The sequence below is a fragment of the Streptomyces sp. S063 genome (assembly GCF_002832675.1).
GTDB classification, from domain to species: Bacteria; Actinomycetota; Actinomycetes; order Streptomycetales; family Streptomycetaceae; genus Streptomyces; species Streptomyces sindenensis.
Genome location: NZ_CP021707.1, coordinates 2,723,416 through 2,737,754 on the forward strand (window position 1 = coordinate 2,723,416; position 14,339 = coordinate 2,737,754).

At 68.7% G+C, this 14,339-nt stretch carries 15 protein-coding genes and 2 pseudogenes; 9 read left to right on the top strand and 8 right to left on the bottom strand.

Going from position 1 to position 14,339, the window contains the following annotated elements; all coding sequences use genetic code 11:
• Positions 1–12: 12 nt before the first annotated feature.
• Positions 13–1,338 (top strand): LCP family protein, encoded by a 1,326-nt coding sequence (locus tag CCZ36_RS12220; protein WP_128817641.1) that lies wholly within the window; start codon positions 13–15, stop codon positions 1,336–1,338.
• Between the two features lie 79 nt (positions 1,339–1,417).
• On the opposite strand, the pseudogene CCZ36_RS12225 reads toward CCZ36_RS12220, so the two are convergent.
• Positions 1,418–1,956, bottom strand: a pseudogene (locus CCZ36_RS12225) (DUF5954 family protein); the annotation flags it as partial.
• Positions 1,957–2,293: 337 nt separating this feature from the next.
• Between CCZ36_RS12225 and CCZ36_RS12230 the strand changes: the two are divergent.
• The gene (locus CCZ36_RS12230) at positions 2,294–3,280 is read left to right on the top strand and encodes a hypothetical protein (protein ID WP_069737494.1); all 987 of its coding nucleotides are present in this window, start codon (positions 2,294–2,296) and stop codon (positions 3,278–3,280) included.
• 14 nt (positions 3,281–3,294) lie between these two features.
• Here the strand turns inward: CCZ36_RS12230 and CCZ36_RS12235 are convergent, their stop codons facing one another.
• From CCZ36_RS12235 to CCZ36_RS12260, 6 genes are all read right to left on the bottom strand, one after another.
• Positions 3,295–3,891 (bottom strand): hypothetical protein, encoded by a 597-nt coding sequence (locus CCZ36_RS12235; protein ID WP_128817642.1) that lies wholly within the window; start codon positions 3,889–3,891, stop codon positions 3,295–3,297.
• A gap of 19 nt (positions 3,892–3,910) precedes the next feature.
• The gene (locus CCZ36_RS12240) at positions 3,911–4,513 is read right to left on the bottom strand and encodes a hypothetical protein (RefSeq protein ID WP_069737492.1); all 603 of its coding nucleotides are present in this window, start codon (positions 4,511–4,513) and stop codon (positions 3,911–3,913) included.
• 3 nt (positions 4,514–4,516) lie between these two features.
• Complete coding sequence (locus tag CCZ36_RS12245) at positions 4,517–6,766, bottom strand: DUF6571 family protein (RefSeq protein WP_069743152.1); 2,250 nt, start codon at positions 6,764–6,766, stop codon at positions 4,517–4,519.
• Between the two features lie 12 nt (positions 6,767–6,778).
• Positions 6,779–7,237 carry a hypothetical protein gene (locus tag CCZ36_RS12250; RefSeq protein ID WP_069737508.1) on the bottom strand — a complete coding sequence of 153 codons (459 nt, stop codon included), beginning with the start codon at positions 7,235–7,237 and terminating at the stop codon, positions 6,779–6,781.
• 95 nt (positions 7,238–7,332) lie between these two features.
• A complete protein-coding gene (locus CCZ36_RS12255; protein WP_128817643.1) occupies positions 7,333–8,178 on the bottom strand; it encodes a class I SAM-dependent methyltransferase in 846 nt (281 codons plus the stop codon).
• Positions 8,175–8,657, bottom strand: coding sequence for a hypothetical protein (locus tag CCZ36_RS12260; protein ID WP_128817644.1), 483 nt, complete (start codon positions 8,655–8,657; stop codon positions 8,175–8,177). The genes CCZ36_RS12255 and CCZ36_RS12260 overlap by 4 nt, the downstream gene beginning before the upstream one ends.
• Before the next feature lie 159 nt (positions 8,658–8,816).
• Here CCZ36_RS12260 and CCZ36_RS12265 point away from each other — a divergent pair, with 159 nt between their 5' ends.
• Complete coding sequence (locus tag CCZ36_RS12265) at positions 8,817–9,389, top strand: dihydrofolate reductase family protein (RefSeq protein ID WP_032767324.1); 573 nt, start codon at positions 8,817–8,819, stop codon at positions 9,387–9,389.
• A 100-nt stretch (positions 9,390–9,489) separates the two neighbouring features.
• Here CCZ36_RS12265 and CCZ36_RS12275 read toward each other — a convergent pair.
• Positions 9,490–10,137, bottom strand: a pseudogene (locus tag CCZ36_RS12275) (class I SAM-dependent methyltransferase); the annotation flags it as partial.
• Between the two features lie 96 nt (positions 10,138–10,233).
• Here CCZ36_RS12275 and CCZ36_RS12280 point away from each other — a divergent pair.
• From CCZ36_RS12280 to CCZ36_RS12315, 6 genes are all read left to right on the top strand, one after another.
• The gene (locus CCZ36_RS12280) at positions 10,234–10,812 is read left to right on the top strand and encodes a maltokinase N-terminal cap-like domain-containing protein (protein ID WP_128817645.1); all 579 of its coding nucleotides are present in this window, start codon (positions 10,234–10,236) and stop codon (positions 10,810–10,812) included.
• Between the two features lie 398 nt (positions 10,813–11,210).
• Positions 11,211–11,402: a hypothetical protein gene (locus tag CCZ36_RS12285; protein ID WP_069737487.1), complete on the top strand. Its 192-nt coding sequence runs from the start codon at positions 11,211–11,213 to the stop codon at positions 11,400–11,402.
• A complete protein-coding gene (locus tag CCZ36_RS12290) occupies positions 11,386–11,910 on the top strand; it encodes a DUF6879 family protein (protein ID WP_128817646.1) in 525 nt (174 codons plus the stop codon). The genes CCZ36_RS12285 and CCZ36_RS12290 overlap by 17 nt, the downstream gene beginning before the upstream one ends.
• Complete coding sequence (locus CCZ36_RS12295) at positions 11,907–12,737, top strand: helix-turn-helix domain-containing protein (RefSeq protein ID WP_128817647.1); 831 nt, start codon at positions 11,907–11,909, stop codon at positions 12,735–12,737. Before CCZ36_RS12290 ends, CCZ36_RS12295 begins: the two co-directional genes overlap by 4 nt.
• A 534-nt stretch (positions 12,738–13,271) precedes the next feature.
• Positions 13,272–13,496: a DUF397 domain-containing protein gene (locus CCZ36_RS12310; protein WP_128817650.1), complete on the top strand. Its 225-nt coding sequence runs from the start codon at positions 13,272–13,274 to the stop codon at positions 13,494–13,496.
• An 85-nt stretch (positions 13,497–13,581) separates the two neighbouring features.
• Positions 13,582–14,049 (top strand): hypothetical protein, encoded by a 468-nt coding sequence (locus CCZ36_RS12315; protein ID WP_128817651.1) that lies wholly within the window; start codon positions 13,582–13,584, stop codon positions 14,047–14,049.
• Positions 14,050–14,339 lie beyond the last annotated feature (290 nt).

The following is a 14,339-nucleotide window of genomic DNA, read 5'->3' on the forward strand; positions in this document are numbered from 1 at the left end:
CACACTGTTCGGATGAACGATTGGCCCGATCGACGGACCGGCGACCGCAGCGAGCGCTACGGGCGGGGCAGCGCGAGCCCTCAGCCCGAGAGCGCGCGGGCGATGCCGCACATCCAGCGCCGCCCGTCCTCGCCGCAGCGGCCGCAGATGCCGCCCCAGCGGCCGCAGGTACCGCCGCAGAACCAGGGCTACGACGACCGCTACCAGGACGGCGGCTACGGCAACAGCCCCGACTCGGGGTACGACAGCGGCTACAACACGGGCCAGGTCTACGGATCGGGCAGCGGCGGCTCCGGCGGCCGGGGCGGCGGTGGGCGTCGCGGCGGCGGTGACGGGGGTTACGTCCAGGGCCGCCCGGCTCCGGACTGGCGCCGCCGGATCAAGCTCGGCGCGCTGACCCTGGTGGTCGTGGTGCTCGCGGTCTCGATCTCGACGTACTTCTGGGCCGACTCGAAGCTGAAGCGCGAGGTGGACCTCTCCAAGGTCATCGAACGGCCGGAGTCCGGCGACGGCACGAACTATCTGATCGTCGGGTCCGACAGCCGCGAGGGCATGTCGGCCGAGGAGAAGAAGCGGCTGCGCACCGGTTCCGCCGAGGGCAAGCGCACCGACTCGATGATGATCCTGCACGACGGCTCCAGCGGCCCGACGCTGATCTCGCTGCCGCGCGACTCCAACGTCGAGATCCCGTCCTTCAAGGGGTCCGAGTCCGGGAAGATGTTCCAGGGCACCGGCCGGCAGGTGAAGCTGAACGCCGCCTATGCCGAGGACGGCCCCGAACTCCTGGTCCGTACGGTCGAGTTCAACACAGGCCTGCGCATCGACCACTACGTCGAGATCGGCTTCGGCGGCTTCGCGAAGATCGTGGACGCGATCGGCGGGGTCGAGCTGGACATCCCGAAGGCGTTCAAGGACAAGAAGTCGGGGGCCGACTTCCAGGCGGGCAAGCAGACGCTGAACGGCGAGCAGTCCCTCGCCTTCGTCCGTACGCGGTACGCGCTCCCGGGCAGCGACCTGGACCGTACGAAGAACCAGCAGAAGTTCCTCGCGGCGCTGGCGAGCCAGACGGCGACCCCGTCCACGATCCTCAACCCGTTCAAGCTGTACCCGACGATGGGCGCGGGCCTGGACACGCTGATCGTGGACAAGGACATGTCGCTCTGGGCGCTGGGCAACATGTTCTTCGCGATGAAGGGCGTCACGGGCGGCGACGGTACCTCGATGAACATGCCGATCTCGGGCAGCGTCGGCGGCAACCTGGTCTGGGACAAGGCCAAGGTGAAGCAGCTGGTGCAGCAGCTGAACAACGACGAGAAGGTCACGGTCAAGGGCAACTGAGGCCGTTCGAGCAGCCGTTGAGGGCGCCGGGCGATTGCCGCCCGGCGCCCTTTCGCCGTCCGTGGACGCCCTCGACGTGCTACGTGCCGTAGGTGATGTTCCCGTGCTCGTCCATGGGGGGATGCATCTGGGAGGGGCCGTACTCGTCGACGTCGGACGGGCGAGGCGTCTCCGGCCCGTCGGGCCCGATGCGCATCATGCGCTCGACCCGGATCACCTCGAACCGCTTGCCGCGCACGAAGAGTTCGTTGGGCCTGCGGCGTGCCATGAACTTCTTCGCGGCCCGCTCGTTGACCGCCGCCTTTGCGGAGTCGAGTACTGCGCGGTCACCATCGACCAGGACGCCTCCTTGCGCTGCACCACCCGGAACGTCGTCGGAAGGAGCACGACGCCCGGGTGGGTGGTCACCGCCCGGTGGGAATCGGCCCGTACGTCGGCGGGGAAGCGGTCGGCGGTGTAGGCGAGCTGGAGCAGCCCGGCCCGGCCGATCCCCTCGCTCAGCCCGACGGCGGCCGCGTGGTCGACCACGAAGCCCTCGGTGCGGCAGGGGTCGGGGGCGTCCAGGTCCCAGCCGTCGTCGTCCGGGTCGGTGGCCCGGGGCGGCTCCAGGCGCCCGTCGCGCCTCACCTGACTCGCACCGGATCGTGGCGCGTCAGGATCCGGTGCCGCCCCACCGGATCGTGGCCGACCGCGACCTGGTGGCCCACGACATCAACTACTTAAAGAACCAAGAGAAATAACTTAACCCCACCCCACCTGATGCCGGTGGTCAGCTGCGGGAGGGCTCGTCACTCGCGCGGGTGAGGTTTGCCGACTGGGCTGGATTTCGGCCCGGTTGGCAGGCATATGCTCGCGCTGATCGACCTTCGATCCACCTTCAGACATCGAACAGCCCCCGGCCGGGACGGCAATCCCGAACCGAGGGCCTAGCCAACAAGGAAGACAACCCTTCCCGATGGATACCCAGCACGATAACGCCCTGGCCCATGCCCTGGCCGCAATTCCCGGGCCCGTCCCGCCCTCCGGCGTCATTCACGTCGCGGTCCCGCACACGAGCCGGTTCACGGTGGTCGGGAACCACCTCGCCCAGCACGCCGAGCTGTCCCTCGTCGCGATCGGGGTCGGCGTCCACATCCAGTCGCTGCCCGCCGGAGCGGAGGTCGGGATCAAGGCGCTCGCGGCCCGCTTCCCCGAGGGTGAGGTGAAGATCGCCCGCGCCCTGCGCGAGTTGGAGGCCCACGGCTATCTGCACCGCACCCGCGTCAGGCTCACGAAGGGCCGGGTCGCCACCCGCACGGTGTTCTGCAACCAGCCGGGGGCGGTGCTGCGGGGCGGGGTGGCGCCCGTGGTGGGTCCGGCGGTACGCAGCACCGGGCCCGCGCCCGCTCCCGTACGGGAACACACCCGCGTACTGGAGCCGGAGGCCGCCGCCGTACCGGAGGAGCCCCGGCCCGTGCCGGAGCACGTCCTCGTACCGGAAGCGCTGCCCGCCCCGGTCCGCTTACCGGCCCGGACCGCGCCCACCCAGCCGCGTAGGCCGCTCCCCCACCCCCACGCACTCACCCCGGAGCTGCGACAGACCGCGTCCGCGTTCCTCGCCGATCTGCGTCGTCACGCTGAGGAGTTGGTGCTCTCGGAGCAGGACGTCGAGGAGCTGGTGCCCGGGGTGGCCGCCTGGCTCGAACGCGACGCGACCCTCGACACGATCCGGCGCACCCTCACGGCCGACCTCCCGAAGCCGCTGAAGCACCCGGCGAGGCTTCTCAGGCACCGCTTGACGGCCCTCCTGCCGCCCCCGCTCCCCGGCATCCACGCTCTCGCGCCACCGCGCCGTGCGCAGGTCACCCCGTTCCAGACCTGCGACGGCTGCGAACGGGCCTTCCGCTCACACCACCCGGGCCACTGCCGCGACTGCCGGGACCAGCACTGGGAGGCGGCCTAGCAGGCAGGGCACGGTCAGTCGGCGCAGCCGTACCGCTCGGCGAGCCTGGTGGCCACTTCCCGCATCACGGTCGCGTTGTTGCGCGTCGCGGTGTCCGGGTCGACGGGCGGCTTCTCTCCCCGCCGGTACAGGCGTTCCTCGTCCTGCGAGGGCACTTCGAGCGACGCCCTGATGTACGGGGCGGTCGAGCCCATGCGGGCGGCGCAGCCGGTGGGCAAGGTGACCTCGGCCCGGTCGGGGAGCGCCCAGCCGGTGAACCCGGCACCGAGAGGAGCGGAGCCCTTTTCGGCCCCGGGGGCGCTCCGCGTGTCCTCGACGACCAGTTTGAAGACACCGCGCCGCTCGGCACCGTCCTGGCCGGCACGCAGCACGTGGCACGCCGTGAGCACCGCGTGCTCATGGGTCCTGTCCTTGCTCTCCCACGCGCCCGCGCTGACCTCACCGCCCTGGCCGTCGTCGATCAGCTCCGCCGTCTCACGGCTGAGCGCACCATGACACAGGCTCTGCGGCAGCGGCGGCTGCTCCACGGTGTCGGGCCAGACACTCGCCACCACCACCGCCACCCCGGCAACGCCGAGCGTGACGGTCAACGGCAGCCACTTCTTGTCCATCGGTCCTTCCGTGTGGCCGTCAGTCGGCGCAGTCGTAACGCTCGGTGAGCCTGGCGGCCACCTCCCGCATCACGGTCACGTTGTTGCGCAGCGCGATGTCCGCGTCGACAGGCCGCTTCCTCTCCAGCCTGGCCAGCTTCTCCTCGTCCTGCGAGGGCACGTCGAGCCACACCCTGATGTACGGGGCGGTCGAGCCCATACGGACGGGGCAGCCGGCGGGCAACGTGACCGCGGCCCGCTCGGGCAGCGCCCAGCCGGTGAGCCCGGATCCGAGAGAGGTGGAGCCCTTCTTGCGGCCGGGAGGGCTCGGAGTGTCCTCTATGACCAGTTTGTAAACCGTGCGAGGGTTGTCGTTCTCGTCGTACGGGTTGGCGCGCAGCACGCGGCACGCTTTGAACACCGCGGAGTCAGTGGTGCTGCCCTTGCTCTCCCACTCGTCCGTGCTGATCTCACCGCCCTGGCCGTCGTCGATCAGCTCCGCCGTCTCACGGCTGAGCGCACCATGGCACAGGCTCTGCGGCAGCGGCGGCTTCTCCACGTCGTCGGGCCAGACACTCGCCGCCACCACCGCCACCCCGGCGACAGCGAGCGTGACGGTCAACGGCAGCCACTTCTTGTCCATCGGCTACTCCCCCGTCAACTTCTTGGCCTCGGCGTGGCCGGTGAGGTACCACTGTTTGGCCTTCGCCTGGAGGTGGTTCTCGAACTCGCCCGGGCTGGCGTCCAGTTCGTCCTCCGTCAGCCCGCGTTTGATCGCTATGCCACGCAACATGCCGTTCAGCTGATCCTGGCCGTCTTCGTAATGCTTGATCCTCTTCTCGCGGGTCTCGGCATCGACCTTGGCGTTGTCCTCGTTCAGGCCTTCGCTCAGGCCCCAGTCCACCGAGCGCTGAAAGGCGTCCCCGGCCATCGGGATGGGAGTCAGCAGTCCGCCGACGAGGTGGTAGTTGAGCATCTTCTCGTAGGCGTTGGCGTCCTTCTCCGCCTGGCCCAGGTCGAAGATGACGTCGTCGCGCACCCCGTCGAGGTTGCCGAGCACATTCGCGGACTGCTGAACCCAGGCCCGCAGCGCCGGATCTTCCTTGCGGAAGGACTCCGCCGGGTACTTCTCGAGACCTTCACCGATGACCACGGTCTGCGAGCCGTGGATCACCTTGTAGGCATTGGGGTCTTCCACCGTGGCCCGGATGACCCGGGTGAGGTCGCCCCGTTCGATCTCGAGGTCGTTGAACTTGGTCGGTCCGTTCATCTCCTTGCCGAGGATCTGGTGCACGTCGCCGCTGTAGTCGGCGATCATGTCGGCCATCGGCAGGCGCATGGAGACGGGGATGGCGGTCTGGTTCTTGTGGAGCGCTTCCGTGTACTCGCCCATCACCCGCTCGAAGATCGCGGTCTCGGCGGCGTCGTGGTGAGCGGGTACCGGGTGCATCGGGGAGCCGGGCACCCGGCCGGTGGCCGCGGACTCAAGCGCGAGTCCCAGCTCGGCACGGGCCGAGGTGTACTGCTTCTCGTCCGGCATCTTGGTCTCGACTTCGCCACCGGGCCACTTCCGGTCCTCCAGGAAGTACTGGAGGTTGTCGGTGGTGTTGGGGTCGAAGTAGTGGGTGGAGGCGGCCGGGTTGCGGCTCATGGCGTTCAGCAGACCCTTCATCGGGTCCTCCTGTGTGCCCTGCCAGTTCTTCATGACGCCGTCGTAGGCGTCGTCGTTGTTCGTCTCCCAGTCGCGGATGGTGTCGCCGACCTCGGTCAGGAAAGCCTCGCTGAAGACCGGGTCGCCCTCGTCCTTCTTCCAGGGCGAGGACTTCTCCTTGGGGTCCTTGTTCGGGTCGTACACGTGGTTGTCACCGGCGTCGGCCGCCATCAGGTCCGTCAGGTTCTTCAGGCTCGCGGCGCCGCCCCCGATGGCCCCGGGGTGCTGACGGGGCAGGCCGTTGCCGTCGCGGGCCGTGGTGATCAGCTTGTCGGTCCAGGCCGAGGTGACGCCGCCGGGGGAACCGATCGAGGAGTCGGGACCGGTGGCGGTGGCCAGGGAGCCGGACAGCGCCTTGTAGAGGCGGGCGTCGGTGCTGGAGAGCTGGCCGTCGCGGCCGCCCGACTCCAGGCTGCTGGCGAGGAGCAGGACGGCTTCCTGCTGGTCCCGGCCCCGGTAGCTGAGGTTCGTCATCAGCTGCTCGGCGAAGGCCGGCGAGTTCTTGCCCTTCTCGGCGTAGGTGAGGAGCCGCTCGCGCTCCTCGTCGTTGAGGTGCTCCCAGCGCGCGTAGAGCTTGGCGGCCTCGCGCCCGTTCTCCGCCTGCTCCTTCTCCTCGGCGCGCGCCCTCCGGGCGTCGGCCAGGCCGTTGAACTCGGTGCTGCCGAAGTCGTTGGGGTGATTGCGTATCAGTGCGCGCAGGCCCCAGGAGCACAGCTCGTCGGCTTCGTCGGCGCGCTTCAGAATGCCTTCGAGCTTGCCCCGCAGCGCCTCGAACTGGGCCTCGGTGGCGACGGGCTCGGTGCTGTCCTTCGAGCGCCGGTCGGGGTGCACCCGGTGGCTGAGAACGCCGTTGGGGTAGATGATGATGCCCGGCGGGGGGTTCTCGTACGCGTGCTTGAGGTCGTCCTGGGCCGACTTGAAGAGAGCGTGGGCGTCCTTGAGGAGGTCGCGTACGGACTCCGCCTCCTTGACCGCGTCGTCGAACTCCTTGGCGGTCTTGGTGACGAACTCCTTGGTGACGGTGGCGTTCTCGCCCTTCCACGTGGACTTGTCGGCCTTGGACTTCATCGCCTTGGCGTCATCCTGGAGAGGAGTCTTCAGCTTGCCGATCATCTCGGTCCACTGGGTGACCGCGGTCTCCATCGGGCCGAGGCGGGCAGTGAGGAGCTGCTCGAAGGTGGGCACGGTGGCGGCTCCTTACCGGAAGTACTTGCTGAGCTGGGAGGCGGGAACAGCGCCGTCCGCTCCCGGGGCGACGGGGCCGACGATGCGCAGCTGTGTCTCGAGCCACTCGTCGTCGGACTTTCTCGCCTTCTTCGTGTAGTCGAGGTGGTTGGAGATGTGAGCGCATGCCTGCAGGAGGCTTCTGACCTGCTTCTCCCAGGTCCCGATCACTTCCGTGAACGCCGCACCGGTCTTGAACCCGTCGCCCGTGAGGCCCTTGGAGGCCGTCTCGCTCGCCGTCTTCGCGTGCTTGCCTGTCGGCTCCAGGCTGTTGAACAGGCCGAACGCGGCGTGACCGATGCCCCCCAGCTCATCGTCCTTGACCACGAAGTCGGCCGATCCCTTGGGACCGGACCCGCCGGCTCCTCCGGCCTGGTTCAGCCTCATCGCGGCGGCGGCCTTCAGCTCGCCCCACTCCTGTTCGAACGACATGCTCCACACCCCGTGCACTACCTAGAGAATCGTTTCGCGCGCGTCACCCTACCTGTGTGATGAAATAAACCTCCATCAGTGATCACCTGCTGCCCCTACGCTCGCCCGTGCGCCAGCAGCGCAAGGTGCGGCAGCACCAACAGGCCGTCCCGCATGTGGAATTCGGCGCTCAGGTCGTCGTACGCATGCCGTGCCGCCGCCATCCCTTCCGCGCCTCCGCCGTTGAGGACCTGCCCGATCGCCCCGATCCCCCGCTCGGCCCCCGCCCACCAGGTGTCCGGGTCACAGCGATGCTCCCAGGCCACCTCGGAGCACTCCGCGCCGAGGAGCCCGGCCGCGTCGAGGAGGGCCGCGAGCCCTTCGGGCGTACGGGGGAAGTCGTCGTGCGGCGCGAGAGCGGGGAGCCAGTCGGGGCGGGTGAGGCCGGCGGCCCGGGCGGCCCGGCCGATCAGAGTCTGGCCGGGGGCCCCGGGCGAGCGCCAGATGGTGACCGCGACCCGGCCGCCGGGGCGGGTGATGCGGCGCAGCTCGGCCAGGGCGACGAGGGGGCGGCCCACGTGGTTGAGCACGAAATTGCCGACGGCGGCGTCGAAGACGGCGTCCGCGTAGGGCAGTTCGGGGAGCCGGGCGACGTGCGCCATGGCACCCGGCACGGCTCGGCGGGTCGCGGCCACCATGCCGGGCTCGGCGTCGGCCGCGTACACCGTCGCTCCGCGCGCAACCGCCGCCGCGCTCACGGTTCCGCTGCCGCAGCCCACGTCGAGGACGCGGACGCCGGGCCCCACCTCGGCGGCGTCGAGCAGGGCCGCAGCCGGGTGGGCGCAGAGCCGGGCGTAGGTGTCGGCGTACGCCTCGGCCTTGCCGGACCAGATGCGGCGCTCGGCATGGTCGAAGGGGGTGGTCGGGGCGGCCCCATCAGGTGCTACGGCCACGTCGGTCACGTCGCGATGATTCCCTTCGGTTCGAGTTCCGCGAAGTCCTCGTGGAGGGCGTCGAGGTGGCGGCCGGTCGGTGCGCCCGCCGCGTTCAGCTCCGCCAGCCGCCACCCGGGCAGTTGCGCCTCGACCTCGGCGGGGAGCGAGCCGTCCGCCGGTTCCGCCAGGGCGTACAGCACCCCGAACGCGGTCTCCCTGGCGATCTCGCGGGCCAGCGCGCCGAGATCCTCGGCGGTGAGCCCGGCCGCGAGGGCCCGGTCTACGGCGCCGGCCGCCGTCCCGTCGGCGCGGTAGGCGTCCACCCACTGCCGGGCCGCCGCGGCCCAGGCGTCGACGTCCTGCCACACCGTCCGCAGGAGGCGGTAGCGGGCGAGCTGCGGCAACCCCTCCTCGGCCTCGGACTCCGCCCAGTCCCGGGCGTCGGCGTCCGCCCCCAGGGCGCTGAAGAGGGCGGTCAGCCTGTCGAGTTCGGTCGCTTCGGTCATGGGGAGGGAGGCTACCGGCCGGGGGCGGGAGGCGGTCCGGCACGGTTCGACGGCATGGGACCGATGAGTTTCCGTCCGGCACGCGGTCAGTACATCCGTAAGAGTGAGAAGCGACGCCGGGCACCGGACAGGCCCGCGACGACACACCCAGGAGACCTGATGCGCACCCTGATCAGCACCGCCTTCGTTTCGCTCGACGGTGTCATGGAGGCCCCGGGCGGCGAGCCCGGCTACCGGAACTCGGGGTGGACGTTCAAGGACATCGAGTTCCTGCCGGAGGCGTACGAGCTCAAGGCCCGGGAGCAGGACGAGGCAGCGGCCCTGATGATGGGCCGGGCCAGCTACGAGGCGTTCAGTCCGGTGTGGCCGGGCATGGAGGAGTTCACCGGGTACAAGGCGATGCCGAAGTACGTCGTCTCCACCAAGCTCACCGACGGCGACCTGGTGTCCGACTGGGGCGAGACCACGATCCTGCGGTCGCTCGACGAGGTCGCCGCACTGAAGGAGACCGAGGGCGGCCCGATCATCGTGCACGGCAGCACCGAGCTGAACCGGAACCTCGCGGACGCCGACCTGATCGACCGGTACCACCTGCTGGTCTTCCCGGTCCTGCTCGGCGCGGGCAAGCGCCTGTTCAGCACGACGGACAAGGACCAGCAGAAGCTGAAGCTGGTCGAGCACGAGGCGTACGCCAACGGCATCCAGAAGAACGTCTTCGAGGTCGTCCGCTGACGAGCCGGGCAGGGGTCAGCCGGCGCGCACCGCTCGCAGCACGGTCTGAGCCACCTCGGCGGGCCCGACGCCCGTCGTGTCGACCACCCGAGCCTCCGGCGGGCCGCTGACGCCAGACCAAGGTGTAGCGCCAGAAGAGGCGTCGGTGCAGCCGGGCCCCGGGCAGGACACGTCGGGCGTCGCGGACGATCTCGGCGAAGCTCATGGTCGCCGGGCGGGTGGGAGCGGTCATGGAGTCCGGCCGTGGTGCCCGGCGCCCCTTGTTCTTGATCCACGCCATGGCGATGTTCGCCGGGATCGCGGCAGCGGCGAGGAGATGGTCACCGGGGGACGCCGCCCGGGCCACACCGACGACGACCAGGGTCCCGCCCGGCGCCAGGTGCCGGCGAAAGTGGGCGAGGGCCTGGGTGAACGGCAGGTGGTGGAGGGCGGCGACGCAGGTGATGACGTCGTAGGGCCCGGGCGGTATCTCCGTCAGCGCGTCTGCGGCGGTGAACGTCACGGGGACAGCCGGGGCCGTGAGCTTCCGGGCCTTCGCGACGATGGCCCGGTCGGCGTCCAGGCCCCGCACCGCCGTGGCCCGCGTGGCCAGGAGCCGGGCCAGGTCTCCGCTGCCCGATCCGATGTCCAGGGCCCTGTCGAAGCGCCGGGGGATCTGCCGCATGATCCACCGGTGGTAGTGAGCGTTATGGTCCCACGGGTGGACGCTGTGGAATCGGTCGATTGCCCGAAGGACACGGGTCGTCATGGTCACCACGGCACGAAGTCCACCATCCCGGGAACGTCACGGCCAGAGAGTCCCCGGCCGAAGTCCCCGGCCGGAGACCGACCACAGGGAGCTCGCATGGCATTCATCCACCGCACCACCATGACGCCCGGCAAGCTGGAGCTCATCACCGGCTGGCTGCCGAAGCAGAGCTGGTACGCCGGCACCGGCGGAGCGCCGGACCTGACCAAGGGCGGCGGGTTCCGGCTGGACGACCCGGAAGGGGCCGTCGGGATCGAGTTCATGGTCGTCGTGGACTCCGCCGGGCCGGAGCCGGTGGCGTATCTGGTGCCGCTGAGCTATCGCGACGCGGCGCTGGAGGGCGTACCCGAAGCGGCGCTCATCGGCACCTCCGAGCACGGCGTGCTCGGCACCCGGTGGGTCTACGACGGCGTCCACGACCCGGTGGTACTGGACCGGTTGAGCGCCCTGCTGCGGGGCGAGGCGAACCCGCAGCACCAGAGTCTGAGCGACACCCCCGACCCGACCGTCACCGTGCACGGAGCCGGTGCCGACCAGGAAGCCGACGTTCGGATCAACCGCGTCCTGCGGGCCGGTGAGAGCGACCAGCCGTCACCGGCACACCTCGTAGCCGGTTGGACCCGGCCCGACGGAACGGCCGCGCGGGGCGTGTTCGCGGTCGCCGCTCCCCGGTAGGGGCCGTACGCGAACGGCCCCCGGCAACGTTCACCGGGGGCCGTACAACGGGCGCTGCGCGGAAGGCCGTTACGGCAGGTTGCGCGCCATGACGATGCGCTGGACCTGGTTCGTGCCCTCGTAGACCTGTGTGCTTTACAGGTAATACGGCGCTGACCTGCATGGACACCCCTCTTGGCAGATCCCTCCCCAGCTTTTCCCCATGATCGTCAGGAGTCTGCCGAGGTCGGCGCGGTACTGGCGGCAGCCTCCCGACCGGTCGGAGGAGCGGCAGGCTCCGGAGAAGTCACGCGGTTTCCCGTTCCGTCAACCGTGATCGCTTGACCCGCGCGCCCTGACCTCGGGAGCATCAACCCAGATGCGGGGTACTGGCAGCACGGGAGAGGGGAACCTAGACCATGAAGGTCACCAAGCTGGTCAGCACGTGCGACATCAAAGACTGCCCGACGATCTACGCGACGGATCGCGGCACGCTCTTGGTTCAGGGGGAGACTCCGACCGACCACGGGCTTCAGATCCCCGCTCACGAAACCCTGGTCGAGATCCCGATGGAACTGATCCAGAAGGCCTTTCGTGACAACCTCATCTAGGACCCTCGGCGACCTCTTCGACACGTTCCAGCGTGAGGCGTTCCGGCTCGAAACCCTCGACGACTACAGCAAGTCGGGGAACGTCGATGCCTATCACGCGTTCCTCGCCGGGGAGCCGCAGCCGGACGACTACAACGCGGGCTGGGTCGAAGAACTCCGCTCACACACCGGAATAGGGAAACGGGTCTACCGGGTTCACATTCTGCGCCGCCCGCTCACGGACTACCTTAGGTTCGAACTCGGGTGGGGGTACCAGAAGAACATGTCTGGGGGTGAGGAGTTCTTCATTCTGGACGTCACCGACAGGCCGAACCCCCTACAGAACGTACCCGACTTCTGGCTCTTCGACTCCGAGTCCGTGGCCGTGATGAACTACGACGGCGCCGGAAAGTACCTGGGCTCGGAAGTCCTGCCATCGGAACTAACAGCGGAATTCGCCGGGCATCGTGACGCGGCACTCACCCACGCGGAGCCGTTCACGGAATGGTGGGCCAAGTACGGGACGTGAATAGAGCACAGCTTGGCGCCGCGCTGCGGGCTCTGCGAGTAGCTTCCGGCAAGGAGGCCAAAGCGGTGGCCCGCAGCGCCCTCATGTCTCCGTCCAAGCTGTCCAAGATTGAAAACGCGAAGCTCGCGGCCAGCGCGACGGACGTGGAGCGCAACCTGACCGCCATCGGTGTCTCGGATGAGGTCAAGGCGGAGTACACCGAGGCTGCGCGAGCATCGGCAACGGAAGCAACGGCATGGCGCCTGTTGAAGCGCATCGGAGTCCACAAGGGCCAGCAAGCCGCCAAGGCTCTTGAAGCCCAGATGTCGACGCTCCGGCTGTTCCAACCGGCTCTGGTGCCCGGCTTGCTCCAGACGCCGGAGTACATCCGTGCCATTCTCCAACGGCACGATCTGAGTGAGGACTCTCTCACCCGGACCATCAACGGCAGGCTTGAACGTCAAGCGGTCCTCTACGACAACACCAAGTCGCTGCGATTCATAATCACAGAACCTGTCCTACGGTGGCGCATTGTCCAGCCGCAGATGATGGCGGCACAGCTCGACCGAATCGTTTCCATTTCTCGCCTGTCTCATGTGGACATCCGCATAGTCCCGTTGGGGATTCAGCAGCGCGACATTGCGAATCATGCGTTCGTCATCCGCGATGATCGAATGGTCACGGTTGAGACCGTCCACGCCGAGGTAGTAGTAACGGACCCAAGGGACGTTGGTCTCTACGTCGAGAAGTTCGAGGGATTCGAACGAGTGGCGTTGTCTGGTGACCACATGCGGGGCCTGGTCGAAGGTATCCGCGACGACTTTTTGCGGGAACAGGAAACAGGCTAGAGCCACATCCGTGGCCCGCCGAAGATGGCGCCATGGAGAGCGAAGAGAGAACTTCCGATCCTGGAACCCACACGACAGCACGGACGTGCCTGTCGAAGCCACCTCGCGAGCCGTCGCCCAAATCCGGTTGCGCTGACTGCCTGCCCATATCGGTAGCCCGCGAGAACGCCCGCTCCACGTTCGACTACAGCGCCGTATCCGACGCCAATGTACGGATGCGCCAGCACCACGCAGAGGCGCACGCGTCATGAGCAGGGGAGCGAGCTCAAGGCTCTTCGCCGACCGCCCCCTGATGACCATGCGGGTCTCTCGCGACTCAGGGCAGACCTGGGGGCCGGAGCAAGCCGTGGCCACGACGGACGATCTACCGCCGCTGCTCACAAGCGCTTGGCCGCCATGCGAGTGCTGGCGCTGCACGGAACGCGGCCAAGGTTCCAGGCGCTGAAGTCTCTCCCTCTCCTCCATGAACTCCCGCCCGACATGGGCGGCGGCGGTCAGCCATGGCCGCGATTAGTTGAGCAGGAAGGTGTAGTAATGCTGAACGGAACCGACCTGTACGCGCTCGACATCGACGGGGCCTCGTTCGTGAAGGCGTGCGGAGGCCCCTGCACCGAGGGGTGCGTGACCCTCGCCCGGATCGGCGACGACGCCTGGGCCCTCGGCGACAGCAAGCGGCCGGACTCACAGCCGCTGCGGTTCACCACGGAGGAACTGGACGCGGCCGGGATCGACCCGGCGCGGTTCGGCCTCAACGTCTGATCCTCCCCCTCCGCCAGTCGGGCCAGGTTCATCCCCCCGTCCCTAGGCCCGGCCCGGCTGGCACTCCTCGAAACGGGAACGACTCGTGCACCACCACGGCTATCTATGGACCGGCCCCAAAGAGCGTTTCGACAATGAGGCCCTACGACGGCCCCCGCATCCTGAGCCGCCCCCGGCTGGAGGTAAGCCGGAACTGATCCAGCGGTATCGGGAGGTCGCGGCGGAGTTCCCGAACGTCGACCTACCGCCCCTCGAAACGGCGTACTGGCTCATCAAGCCCCGTTCCTTGGTTCGTGACACGTGGGAAGAGGCGAAGGAGGCGGCGTCATGGCTCGGGGAGCAGTTGGCCGAGTACGCGCACCGGTTCGCCGCCGAGAGGGACCGCGACACCACCCGTCTGTCCATGCTGGTCAACTCCGTTGCTGAGCGGCTGGAATCGGGGGCGGATGTGTCGTTCGGCTTCTACCTCGAACGCCCCTCGTACCTGTCTCTGGCTGTGGTGACGTGTTCCCCGAATCGCTCGAAGCCTGAACTGGCCTGCCCTGTCCAGTAGTCGAAGCAACAAAAGAAGCCCCGGCCAGTGGCCGGGGCTGTTCCTTTGGTTGGTTAGAGCAGTACGCGGAAGGGGTTAGAGTCCGCGAGCGGTTCCGAGCGCTGAGGTTGCGGCGCGGGCTCGGGGGCCTGCTTCGGTTCGGGGCGGTAGGTGTCAGGACGGACGACCTTGGTCCCGCTGCTTTCCATTACGGCCCGCTGGGCCGGCCCTGACTCCTCGTGCTGGGAAGTGTTCCCACGGAGTGTGAAGACTGTGGCCGGTCGGCCGGTCTTCCCCGACCGTTCCACGGT

What these genes read in the sequence shown, in the direction of transcription:
- CCZ36_RS12220 (WP_128817641.1), top strand. Translation starts at nt 13, where the DNA reads ATGAACGATTGGCCCGATCGACGGACCGGCGACCGCAGCGAGCGCTAC.
- CCZ36_RS12230 (WP_069737494.1), top strand. Translation starts at nt 2,294, where the DNA reads ATGGATACCCAGCACGATAACGCCCTGGCCCATGCCCTGGCCGCAATT.
- CCZ36_RS12235 (WP_128817642.1), bottom strand. Translation starts at nt 3,891, where the DNA reads ATGGACAAGAAGTGGCTGCCGTTGACCGTCACGCTCGGCGTTGCCGGG.
- CCZ36_RS12240 (WP_069737492.1), bottom strand. Translation starts at nt 4,513, where the DNA reads ATGGACAAGAAGTGGCTGCCGTTGACCGTCACGCTCGCTGTCGCCGGG.
- CCZ36_RS12250 (WP_069737508.1), bottom strand. Translation starts at nt 7,237, where the DNA reads ATGTCGTTCGAACAGGAGTGGGGCGAGCTGAAGGCCGCCGCCGCGATG.
- CCZ36_RS12260 (WP_128817644.1), bottom strand. Translation starts at nt 8,657, where the DNA reads ATGACCGAAGCGACCGAACTCGACAGGCTGACCGCCCTCTTCAGCGCC.
- CCZ36_RS12265 (WP_032767324.1), top strand. Translation starts at nt 8,817, where the DNA reads ATGCGCACCCTGATCAGCACCGCCTTCGTTTCGCTCGACGGTGTCATG.
- CCZ36_RS12280 (WP_128817645.1), top strand. Translation starts at nt 10,234, where the DNA reads ATGGCATTCATCCACCGCACCACCATGACGCCCGGCAAGCTGGAGCTC.
- CCZ36_RS12285 (WP_069737487.1), top strand. Translation starts at nt 11,211, where the DNA reads ATGAAGGTCACCAAGCTGGTCAGCACGTGCGACATCAAAGACTGCCCG.
- CCZ36_RS12310 (WP_128817650.1), top strand. Translation starts at nt 13,272, where the DNA reads ATGCTGAACGGAACCGACCTGTACGCGCTCGACATCGACGGGGCCTCG.